The sequence below is a fragment of the candidate division KSB1 bacterium genome (assembly GCA_016214895.1).
Taxonomy (GTDB): Bacteria; Electryoneota; RPQS01; order RPQS01; family RPQS01; genus JACRMR01.
The window spans coordinates 475,336-487,516 of the sequence record JACRMR010000003.1 but is presented as its reverse complement, the minus strand read 5'-3'; the positions used below and the strand labels follow the sequence as shown (position 1 = coordinate 487,516).

Annotated in this window: 8 protein-coding genes; all 8 read left to right on the top strand. The window is 58.2% G+C overall.

The features are described 5' to 3' along the window. Window positions 1–27: 27 nt before the first annotated feature. Window positions 28–615, top strand: coding sequence for a hypothetical protein (locus HZB60_03840; protein MBI5058902.1), 588 nt, complete (start codon window positions 28–30; stop codon window positions 613–615). Then, window positions 612–1,460 carry a tetratricopeptide repeat protein gene (locus tag HZB60_03835; protein MBI5058901.1) on the top strand — a complete coding sequence of 283 codons (849 nt, stop codon included), beginning with the start codon at window positions 612–614 and terminating at the stop codon, window positions 1,458–1,460. Before HZB60_03840 ends, HZB60_03835 begins: the two co-directional genes overlap by 4 nt. Before the next feature lie 272 nt (window positions 1,461–1,732). Then, window positions 1,733–4,267, top strand: a complete 2,535-nt coding sequence (locus tag HZB60_03830; GenBank protein MBI5058900.1) for a T9SS type A sorting domain-containing protein — start codon at window positions 1,733–1,735, stop codon at window positions 4,265–4,267. Between the two features lie 24 nt (window positions 4,268–4,291). Continuing rightward, on the top strand, window positions 4,292–6,409 hold the full coding sequence (locus tag HZB60_03825) for a hypothetical protein (protein MBI5058899.1): 2,118 nt from the start codon (window positions 4,292–4,294) through the stop codon (window positions 6,407–6,409). Window positions 6,410–6,503: 94 nt separating this feature from the next. Beyond that, complete coding sequence (locus HZB60_03820; protein ID MBI5058898.1) at window positions 6,504–8,438, top strand: serine hydrolase; 1,935 nt, start codon at window positions 6,504–6,506, stop codon at window positions 8,436–8,438. 465 nt (window positions 8,439–8,903) lie between these two features. After that, the gene (locus tag HZB60_03815) at window positions 8,904–9,221 is read left to right on the top strand and encodes a hypothetical protein (protein MBI5058897.1); all 318 of its coding nucleotides are present in this window, start codon (window positions 8,904–8,906) and stop codon (window positions 9,219–9,221) included. Between the two features lie 69 nt (window positions 9,222–9,290). Continuing rightward, window positions 9,291–10,535 (top strand): TolC family protein, encoded by a 1,245-nt coding sequence (locus HZB60_03810; protein MBI5058896.1) that lies wholly within the window; start codon window positions 9,291–9,293, stop codon window positions 10,533–10,535. A 2-nt stretch (window positions 10,536–10,537) separates the two neighbouring features. Beyond that, window positions 10,538–12,172, top strand: coding sequence for an efflux RND transporter periplasmic adaptor subunit (locus tag HZB60_03805; protein ID MBI5058895.1), 1,635 nt, complete (start codon window positions 10,538–10,540; stop codon window positions 12,170–12,172). Window positions 12,173–12,181: the final 9 nt, after the last annotated feature.

The window sequence follows — 12,181 nt, the reverse complement described above, 5'->3', positions numbered from 1 at the left end:
CGACCGATGTCTGAGGAAGCCCGCCAGATGAATCAGCTTTTGAGCCAGGCCAAACGGGGAAATCGTGCGGCCTTGGACAAACTGTGTCGGGCGCTTGCGGAAAGATTGCGAGTGGCCTTACAATCCAGATTATGGGGATGGTCGCGGCAGGATCAGGAGGATATTCTACAAAATACGCTCTTAGTGTTTGCCGACAAGTATAGCCACATCGAAGATAACCCGCACATCTTCGCCTTGCAGGTCATGCATAACAAGATCGGTGACGCACTGCGGCATATGAAGTCCAGTGCGTCAATCAGGGGCAATCGGGCGGATTTCGCGGACTCCGATGTGGACGAGACGTCAGAAGCGGTGCCGATCGGCGAAACTGATCCAGAGAGCAACTATGGAGCGCGGATCGATGGAACCGCCCTGCTGCAGCGCATTCACGCCGAATTGGTCCGGCTTCCGCGTTTCTGCAGGATGTTCATCGTCGCTATGCTGGAAGGCAAGGCAGTGCTTGATGTGTGGGACGTTGCCCACACTGCGGAGCCTTACTTAACACGGAGAGCATTTGACAAGCGGATATTCATGTGTCGCAAACGGCTTCGAGAAGCGATTGGATTGAATCCGTGAACGCTGCTTCCTGTACGGACACGGCGATCGGCTGCCACATCTGGCGCTATGAATTGGGTGACCTGAAGCCGGACGAGCGCGAGCGCTTCGAGGTTCATCTGATGGAATGCGAGGTGTGCCGACATGAGGTCTTCACGATGCTGCCGGCCATGGGTGCGCTCCGTCAGCGTCGCGTCGAGTTACTCGCAAGGCTACAGGACGAAGGCGTTACCTATGAGGCGATCTGCAGTGAGATACGCGCTATCGCGGTCAGCGACTCGAATCGAAAGTCTCCCTATTCCGCGTGGTGGTCTCGACAGGTCCAGTGGCTTTCGCAGTGGCGCAGGTCCTGGGTGCTGGCACCCGCCATTGGCGCGGCAGCGATTGTGGCTATCCTGGTACTCATGTGGAGTTATCCGCGCAAAGCATACCTGGGTTTGCTGGAGTTCGAGCCCTTGCTCTATGAGAGACACGGTGTTCGAGAAATGGAGGCTCCGAAGCCGGGCGATTTCTTCAGTGAAGGCATGGATGCTTACTGCACCGGTGATTATGAAAGGGCAGCGACGTTACTCTCCCAAGCGGTCACTCATGATTCCGAGAACGATTCAGCCTGGCTCTACCTGGGCGTCTCCTACTATCTCCAAGAAGACGCGGGTCCGGCCCTCAAAGCCCTGAGGCAAGCGACTTCAAGCACGAGTCCCGGAGTCCGTAACGCCGGTCAGTGGTACCTCGCGCAGGCGTTTCTCCTCAACAATCAGGCGGACTCCGCACTGGAGGTACTTGAGCAAGTGGATCGAGAATCTCGCTGGTCTCCAAGAGCCGATCTGCTCGCCACGAAACTTTGGAAACTGAAAGGGACGCGATAGACCCGCAATAACATCCGGGGGGGAGGTCCGATCTCCGCCGCGCGCTTTGGACAGGCAGATTCTCCGCACCGACGGCGGAAGAGTCTGCCTTTCTTGTGCGTGGAGTTGCCGATTGACCGTGACTCTAAGTCCGCATTCGTCCGTGGTTTGGACTCGCGGAAAGACGCGGTGCGATCCTCCAATCTACTGAGTAGAAGCCCCCCGAAGGCGAGTCCAGGCAGTCCTGCCAATTTCCTCTGCGGGCAACATAAGGTGAATCAAGGAGGCGACGCATGAAGAGCTTCGTTGCAATCGTCATTGCGGTGCTGATCAACCAAGAGGCGTTCGCGCAAGGCTGGGAGCGGCAGATTCCGCCGACAGAGCTGCCGCTCAACGCGGTCGCTTTTGTGGACACCAGCAATGGCTGGGCCGTCGGAGGTCAAGCGTGGTCTGTTGACTACTGGTACCCTGATTCCAGTCGAAGCATCATTCTGCATACGACCAATGGCGGCGAAACGTGGACGATCCAGAGCAGTGACACAGGGTACTTCCTGACTGAAGTGGAATTCGTAGATGTTGATCACGGTTGGGCGGTGGGCAGCGTGATAGGGTCAGATTCTATTTCCGTCTTTCGGCGTTCCGTTATTATGAGGACCACCAATGGCGGCGCGATTTGGACCACGCAGGTGAGCGATTCAAGTCGCTGTTTGAGCAGCGTGGACTTTGTTGACTTGAACCACGGTTGGGCTGTGGGCAGCGTGGATTGTTGGACGCCGCCTTCGGACATATTGCACACTACCGACGGGGGTCTCACATGGGTGACACAGGCGAGCGTGAGTCACTTGATGCATGGCGTGCATTTCCTGGATGTGAACCATGGCTGGACCGTGGGCGGATTCTGCGACACCGGATCGCTCGATGATGGAGAAGTCGTCTATTGCACGACGGATGGGGGAGCCACGTGGACTCCGCAAGTGGCTTATTGCTCATATCCCTTCCGAAGAGTAGAGTTCATTGATGCGAACCACGGTTGGATTGTTGGGGGATGCATGCCTGAGGGCTACGACATGGGCGGCTTCTGGCGCACGACAGATGGTGGCGCTACGTGGAGCACTCATGGAATTCCCGGAGTGAGGCAATCTCAGACCGTTTTTGATTTCATTGACGCGAATTGGGGCTGGGCCGCGGGTAACGGAGCATTGAGCGCTTGGGCTCCGCCATTCTATGTCATCCAACACACCACGGATGGGGGCGTGTCTTGGTGGACACAGGAAACCGGTGCTCCATTGACTCGCGTTCAAGACATTGACTTTGCGGACGCGAACCATGGCTGGATTGTGGGATCCGCCGGGCGTTACGATTCGAATGGCGTGCTTGATTCGACCTGGAGTCTAATCTTGCATACGTCCAACGGCGGACGGTCAGGAGGAACCGCACCCGACACGGTGTGGACGCGTACGCTTGGGGGCGCCGGTAATGATTACGGCTATTCTATTCAGGAGACCGCCGACGGAGGCTACATCGTGGCAGGACTAACCGAGTCTCTCGGTGCCGGCTCGGGTGATTTCTATCTGGTGAAAACGAACGGGCTCGGAGACATGCTGTGGGCGCGCGCATATGGAGGAAGCGGCTGGGATGAGGCCCGGTCCGTGCAACCGACCACGGACGGCGGCTACATCGTGGCCGGAACTACGACTTCCTTTGGCGCGGGCAGCAGGGACTTCTACCTCGTGAAGACGGATAGCCAGGGGGACACGATCTGGACACGTACGTTCGGCGGAGCGAACGATGAGTGGGCATTTTCGGTTCAACAGGTCGCCGACGGAGATTATATCGTGGCGGGGATCACGAGTTCCTTCGGGGCGGGTCAGCGTGACATCTACCTGGTGAAAGCAGATGAAAGGGGCGATACCCTCTGGACAAGAACCATTGGAGGCGAAGGTAACGACGAGGGCTGGGGAATCCAACAGTTGTCAGACGGCGGATATGTGATTGCAGGGACGACGCGATCATACGGCGCCGGAAACTGGGATTACTATCTGGTCAGGACTGACGCCGACGGCTTTGTTGTCTGGTCGCAAACATACGGAGGTGAGGCGGGCGACGGGGGTCGTTCCGTCCAGCAGACTTCAGACGGAGGATTCATCTTCGGGGGATGGTCCTGTTCATTCAGTGGGTATTATGACGCCTATCTTGTCAGGACCGATGTCCACGGATACGCGGAGTGGAACCGGGCGGATGGAGGCTCCGATTGGGATGAATGCCAGTCGGTTGTCCAGACGGCGGACCGGGGATTTCTCAGTTTGGGTTTCACGCGGTCATTCGGTGCGGGTGACTGGGATGTCTATCTGGTGAGAACTGACTCTCTTGGCAATTCAGTGTGGAGCACGGGCTGGGGAGGATCCGCAGCCGATCGAGGTTGGAGTCTCGCACGATGCTCGGACGGCGGACATGTCATTGCCGGTGAAACAAGCTCCTTCGGGGCCGGTGGCAGCGATGTCTATCTCATCAGGCTGGCGGATGAGCAAGTCGAAGCTGTTCACGAAGAGCACGAACCGCTACCGACTGAATTGATGCTTCGCCAGAACTACCCGAACCCCTTCAACTCAACCACGAACATTGCCTACGATCTGCCGAAGGCTGGACGAATCTCGCTTCGCGTGTTTGATTTGCTGGGCAGAGAGGTCGCCGTGCTCAAGGATGGCATTGTCGAAGCCGGCGGGCATCGAACAGTGTTCGACGGCAGCGGTTTGGCTTCAGGGATCTACTTCGCGCGGCTGGAGGCGGGGGAGTTCTCGCAGACGCGGAAGCTGATGCTGCTAAAGTGATAGACACAATCCGTGGAGCATGAGATGAAGCGATTCACGATTTCTATGGTCGCCGGAATACTGATCGGCCAGGCAGCGATCGCGCAGGACAGTCTGAACGTGCGGCGGGTGGGCTTGTTCAGTTTCTGGGAATACGCGTACGATGTAGAGGTGGTCGGCGACTACGCGTATTGCGCGACCGGAATCACCGGACTACACATCGTCAATGTCTCGAACTCGTCGCGACCGATAGACGTCGGGTTTGTCAACACCCCCGAACCAGCACTCCGTGTGGACGTTGCCGGCGAGTTCGCCTATGTCGCGAACGGACTCAGTGGCTTACGCGTGGTGAATATCTCCAATTCGGCATCCCCGGAAGCGGTCGGCGCCTACGACACGCCGGGTTTCGTTCATGACGTAGCCGTATCCGGTAATCTCGCCTACGTCGCGGATGATACGAACGGCCTCAGAGTAGTGGACATCTCGACGCCATCCATTCCGGCCGAGATCGGGTTCTATGCCACGGATGGAGAAGCGCGGGCGGTGACCGTGTCGGGGAGCTATGCCTATTTGACGGACTACCACTATGATGAGGAATACGGAGTGCTTCGCATTCTGGACATCTCAAATCCCGCGGCGCCAGTCTCGATCGTTGCCTTGAACACCCCGAACATGGTTCTGTCGGTGGCGGTGGCCGGCCAGTTTGCCTACGTCACGGATGGCATCGGGATGCGCGTCATCGACGTGACAGATCCGGCAGTGCCCGTGCCCATGGGGTTTTACAACTCGCCGGGACAGGCGCGGGGTGTGGCCATCGCAGGGAGCAATGCGTACTTGGCGGACGGTATCACCGGATTGCGCGTCATCGATGTTTCGAACCCAGCGACGCTTATTGCGGTTGGGTTCTATGACACGCCCGGAAACGCCTATGGCGTGGCGGTGGTTGGCGATGTCGTCTATGTCGCCGATTTCAATGCTGGCCTGCGCGTAGTAGATGTGGCCGTCGGCAGCGCTCCCATCGAGTTGGGATTTCTCGATTCACAGGGATCGGCGATGGCCGTGGCTGTCGTCGGGAATTATGCCTATGTCGCGGCGGACGCCGCCGGGTTGCGCGTCATCGATGTCTCGACACCCGCGGCTCCGATGGAGGTGGGTTTCTGCGATACACCGGGTCATGCGCGCGGGGTCGCGGTGGCCGGTAACTATGCATACGTCGCGGATTACGAAGGCGGCCTCCGCGTGATCGACGTCTCAGATCCGCTCTGGCCCGCGGAGGTCGGGGCGATTGGGATGGCGGAATACGCAGCTATCCGGGGCGTGGCGGTCGCGGGTATTTATGCCTACGTGGCAGACGCAGGCGGAGTATTCTGGGTTCTTGATATTACGGATCCTGCCGCCCCGCTCGACGTAGCGGGGCTCTCAACTACGGGCGCAATGGGCGTGGCCGTGGTGGGGAATCTGGCCTATCTGGCGGACGGGGGCGGGGGGCTACGGGTGATTGATATTTCCGAACCTACGGCGCCGTGGCAAATCGGAATCTATGATCATGTTTCGGATGTGTATTCCGCGGTGGCCGTGGTCGGAGATTATGCGTATGTTGCCGCCGGATATTCCGGACTGCTGGTCATTGACGTAGGCAATCCGGCGACACCCGCGTTGGCGGGATACTATGATACCCCGGGCGTGGCTTCGGGGGTCGTCGTCGTGGAGAATTACGCCTACGTCGCCGATTACGCGAGCGGTCTGCGCGTGATTGACATCACAAGCCCGACTTCGCTCGTGCCGGTGGGGTACTACGACACGCCGGGTTTGGCCTGGAGCGCTTCCGTGGTTGGTGATCTTGCATATGTAGCAGACAACCACTTTTTCGGGATCTATGACATCTCATACTTTGCGCCCCATCCACCCAGCGTACCCGCAGCCCCGGAGAGTCTGGTCGTGCGGTATGATCCTGATTTCGAGCTGTTGTGGCTGAGCTGGGCGCCGGTCCGGTTCGACACCCTGGGCGCGGAAATCGATGTTGACCACTATGTGGTGATGAAGGGTGACGGGACTCGGATGGATTCAGTCGGAGTTCCTGCTCCTCATGACACAACATACTTCGTTGACACGCCGGCGATGAACCGGCACGGCGTCTATCAAGTGAAAGCAGTTGCGCGTTAGTGCCGCTCGGCTCGCGGAAGCCGTTCGCAAGACGACACATCGTGGGAGATCGTTCGTGGACATCAGCAGAATTAGCGTTGAAAGGAGGCCGAACGTGGCGATCCTGTTAGTGGTAATCCTCGGCTGCCTGCTCCCGCAAGTGTGTGGGCAAGCTGCGGATTTCAGCAATCGAGTATTCTGTAAGGGTTCGGAGGTCTTCCGTTCACCTCCCGGAGATCCCTTTCTCACGGGCGACTGCACTGACTACATTGACCTCTCGGGCCAGTCACTGCCCATCAACGTGAACGGCACCACTGTCGGAGCCACGAATGACTACGGCCCATATCCGGCATGGCCTCCGTGCTGGCGGGGCGGCTGGGATTCGGGCGCGTGTTCAGGACGAGGTATTACTTACAAGTGGACCGTGCCGGCGGATGCCCGCTACACCATTTCCCTCTGCGGAAGTTCATACGACACTGGCTTGCTGCTATTCAATTTCACTTGCCCCGCAGAACCGTCGTATCCGGAAGATTTCATCTGCGGAAGTGATGATGTGTGCGGAGTTCAGTCCGAGTTGTATTGTTTTGCGCTGTCGGCGGGACAAGAGCTATTGATCGTGGTGGACGGGTACGGCAACAGCGCCGGAGCCTATCAGTTGCGCATTACTGAGTACCAGCCAGCCGCCGAGTTGGATTCCTTCATCGATTCGACCATGCAGGCGCGTCATATTCCGGGATTGTCGGCGTGTGCCGTTCGTGACGGGGAGATCGTTTGGACGGGCAACTACGGAAACGCGAATATCGCGCAGGACATCGCGCCGACGGATTCCACGCTTTACCATTTGGCGTCGATCTCCAAAACCGTTGTCGCGACCGCGCTGATGCAACTTTGGGAGGATAGTCTGTTCGGGTTGGATGATGACATCAACCTGTATCTGCCCTGGGAAGTGCACCATCCCTTCTACCCCGACTCCGCGATTACGGTTCGAATGCTGATGACGCACACGTCAGGCATTGCGGACAACGGGGACGAGCTGGATCAGCTTTATACTTGGGGCGGCGATTCACCGATTCCACTGGGAGAATTCCTGATGAATTATCTGACGCCCGGGGGCACTTACTATCACGCGGGAGCGAACTTCAGCAACGCAGTGCCCGGTACCGTTTGGAACTACTGCAACGTTGGGGCCACGCTGGCAGCTTATCTGGTGGAGCGAATGAATCCTGATTCGCTGGCATTCGAGGAGTACTGCCAGGAGCACATTTTGCATCCGCTGGGAATGAATAACTCCTCGTTCTTCCAAGCGAATCTGGACATGAGTCAGGCCGCCGTGCCCTATGCGTGGAATGGAAGCCGCTACGTTTCCTATCAGCATCCGGGCTATCCTGACTTTCCCGCCGGTCAGTTGCGTACGAGCGTGAATCAACTCGCCCGCCACCTGATCGCCTTCATGCAGCATGGTCAGATTGACGGAGCTCGAATCCTGGACAGCACGACGGTTGAGATGATGTCAAGCGCTCAGCTTCCAAGTCCGGTGTGGGGCGGCTACGTCTGGGGTCTGTTCTGGATTTCACGGACTTGGTGGGGGCGAGTCGTATGGGGACATCACGGATTGGAGCATGGGGCCGCGACGGATATGTGGTATTGCCCCGCAGAAAATACGGGCGTTATCGTGTTGACCAACGGTGAAGATTACTGGGGCCCGCGGTACATCTACAACGAGATCTTCGAATACGTGGAGCATCATCTCGCGGCGCCGGAGCCGCCGGACGCGCGTGCAGCACCGCGTGAAATTTCCGTAGTCCAGAACTATCCAAACCCGTTTAATGCGTCAACCACGATTGCCTACAATCTGCAGATGACCGGGTACGTTTCGCTGCGCGTGTTTGATCTGTTGGGGAGGGAAGTTGCGGTACTCGAGGATGGAGTTGTGCAGGCAGGAATGCGCCGCGTGACGTTTGATGGGAGCGATCTGGCCTCGGGGATCTATATCGCGCGGCTCGATGCTGGCGCCAATTCGCAGGCGACGAAGCTCATGCTATTGAAATAGGTTGCTTCGACGGGAGTCCGGCAACCTCCAGAACGAGCTGACGCTCATCAACGTTGTGAAACACCCTCCCTGAAGACCGCCGGACTGCTCTTATCCTGTTTTCAGTTGATGCTGGTTGCTGGACAGCGGATCTCGCTGTCATCCGAGTAGAAGCCCCCCCGCAGGGGCTTTTCTCACGGTTATTCAGCAGAGGTCATCTCCGGCGATGTGTGACAACACTCGTATAGTGACTTGACGAATTACCTTATCTTGGTGCGGTGTCGGTAACCGGTTGGGAAGTCATTGTTATGCTATTGTTTATTAAACTCTTATAAATACGGGAGTGATCGCGAATCGGGGCAACTTGCGACTCCATTGCGTGCCGGAGGCCTGCAACCTCGATCATGGGCTGCACCGACGAGCGCGGTACTTGCCCAATGGAACTAAATACTGTATATTGTGGTTGCATATTGAGTAATATTGGCAATGCGAAACCTGATGCTGACCCGATTCATTCCGTTCATCGTTGTGACCCTTGTTTGTCTGCTGATCGCCGTCGGCCCGGTGATCGGTTCGATGGGTCACGCGTGTGACGAAGGGCATGAAACATCCTCATCCACCGCGGAAGGTGACCACGATGATTCGCAATGCGGGTGTCCTTGCCACATCGTGGTCTGCGCGGTCCTATTCGACGTCCACGGTGCTCCGGCGCTGCCGACGGCTCCAGCTCTGTATGTCCACATTAGCTCCACCTTTCACACCTACCTCCCCTCGATAGAACGACCGCCTCGACTGCACTCCTAATTCATTCATAGGTCAACTCCGTGCCTTCACAAGGTACGGCTACACTCGTGTTGAACTTGGAGTACAGGAATGCCATCTCAACTTAATTGGTTGACGCTCCTGCTGGGAGCGTTTTTTGTATCCAGCCCCGTTTCCCCTTCCCTCGCTCAGCCTGACTCGCACTCACTGCAGCAGGTCATAGCGTCTCTGGACTCGACGTCGCCCGTACTGGCGGCAGCCCGAGTCGATCTCGCCAGGGCGCGCGCCGCCCATACGAGTAGCCGAGCCTTTCCCAACCCCGCGCTTTTCGGTACTCAAGAAACCCTGAATGATGCGATCAATTCTACCGAACGCATTATCGGTGTTCGTCAAGACTTGGGATTCCTCTGGTCCCAATCGTCGCGTTATGCCGCCACGAAAGCCGCGTACGAGGCGGCACAAGCCGCCTTCGTGGAGATTCGGCGCGAGCTGACAGTTCAGGTCATGACTCAGGCATACGAGTACGATCGGCTGCGTCAACAGAGCAGTCTACTGGACAGTGTGCTCGCACGCGCGGAGCAGCTATCCAAGGCAACCACGGCTCGTCGCAAAGAGGGTGACATCGCTCCGTATGATGAGCAGAGATTCCTGCTGGAGCAGGTCCAACTGCAGAACCGTAAGCAGGAATCCGCCCGGGACAAGCTGAATGCGCTTTCCGGTTTGGTGCGGCTGACGGGACTTCCCGCGGAGCGATTGCAGCGGATCGAATTGATATCCCCGCCGGCGCTGTCGTTTACCTCTGAAGATGAAGCCGTGCGCTATGCCCTGGACCACCGTCCTGAACTCACGCGGACGGCAAAACAACTCGCTGCCGCGCGGCGCGCGCTGGCGCAGGCGCGCTGGAGGCAATTGCCGGAAGTCAGCCTCGGTGTGGGTACGAAGACGGTTGATCCGGGTCCGGGCGGACTTTATGCGGAAGGTGAGTTGGAGTTGCCACTATGGAACCAGCGCCGAGGCGAGAAGAACATTGCCCGGTCGGAATTGGCTCGGGCCGAGCTTCATCAGAGCAGTCAACTCCAACTTGTTGAACAGGAAGTGCGTGCGGCATTTCAGCAGCTTCAGCTTGTGGACCGCCTGCGACTCGCACTGGAAACCGGTCTTGCGGACAGCGCCAATTTGAATACGGCGCGAGGCGTGCGTTTGTATCTGGAAGGCGAAATGAGCGCGCTGGAATTGGTGGACGCGCTGCGCACCGGCATCGAAGCTCAGGATGCGGCACTGAGACTGAGAAATTCGCTGGCTATGGCGCGCGCGGAATTGCGCAGGGTGGCCGGCATTGACCCCGTGGAGCCATAACCATGAAACGCTATCTACTCGTAGTCGTGCAGATCACGATGACGGTGGCACTATTCAGCGCCGGCTGTAAAGCCACACGCGAGGCGGACCCAGCCAGGACGGAGGCCGTGGACGCGGCGCATGAGGGACATGGCCACGATGCGGCGGGTAGTTCCCGCACGGTTTGGCAAGACAGTCTCGAAGTCTTCACCGAGTGGACAGAGCTGGTCACCGGGAAGAAGGCTGATTTATTGGTTCGTGTCACGGACCTGCACACGTTCAAGCCGGTAACCGCTGGCACGCTAACGGTTGCGCTCATGCAAGATGTGAGGGAGATTCAGAGTGCGGCGGTAGAACAGCCGACTCGTCCCGGGATTTATCGTGTGCAGCTTGCTTGTCCCGCCGCAGGGGAGTATGAACTTGTATTCACCTTGAATCGAGATAGCCGCGTCCACCGCGCGATCTTCGACGATGTCGATGTATGGGGGTCAGCCGCGGCCGCACATGATGAGCAGGAAGGCTCTGAGCACTCTGGCGGCGAAGCACATGCTGAGACGCCGGAGAATGACGACCATGCCGGAGCGGTCACCGCAGAGGCCGTGAGCTTTCCAAAGGAGCAGCAGTGGCAGTTAGACTTTGGCACACAGCCCGTGAGCAGACGGACATTGTCCGACAATATCAGAGCGTTAGGTGAAATCAAGGCCGCGGGTGTTGGTGAAGCGGAAGTGTTCGCTCCGTTTGATGGTGTCCTGATGCCTGATCCTCAGCACGGCATCGTTCGTCCCGGACAAGTGGTGGCCAAAGGCGAGGTTTTGGCGCGGATTGCCGCCTCGGGCGGACCGGAAAGCGGTTGGACCCAACTGCTGAACGATTACAAGCTGGCCAACGCGGAATTTGACCGGGTCAGCAGGTTGGCGGAAGGGGGCGCGGTCTCGACGAAGCGCCGTGAAGAGGCGCGGCTGGATCTGGAGAACAAGCGGAGTCGGCTCCGTGGCGCGCTGGGCGGAAGAGACACTGAGCTCGATGCACTGGTTGCTGAGGGCGATCACTTTCACTTGCGCGCACCGGCGAGCGGCGTGATTACGGATACTCATCTGCGATTTGGACAGCACGTCGAGACGGGCGAGCATCTGTTCAACATCGTTGATCCATCCAGGATTTGGTTGGAGGTGCAGGTTCCGGTTTCCGAATCCGGCCGGCTGGATCAGGTGAGCGATGCCGCTTTTACACTCAGTGGTTCGGATCAGATTCATCGAGTATCCGAGTTGGGCGGCAAGCTCGTCACCGTGAGTCCGCTGCTTGATCCGGCGACGAGACGTGTCCCCGTGATCTTTGAATTTCATAACACAAACGCCATCTTTCGCCCCGGCAGCTACGCACATGTGTACCTGAAGACCCGCTCGTCGCGAGCAGCGCTGACGGTTCCGGAGTCGTCAATCCTCGACGAGGATGGCACTCCAGTCGTCTATGTCCAGATCGGCGGAGAGGAGTTCGTGAGACGGATCGTGCAGACCGGAGCGAAAGATGAAGGATACATCGAGATTCTCGACGGTCTGGTGGAAGGCGAACGAGTGGTTGCCACGGGCGCCTACAAAGTCCGCCTGGCGTCGCTGAAGACCAGCGCGGCGGATGCGGGTCATGCCGGTCACGGACATTAAGGAGCAGAA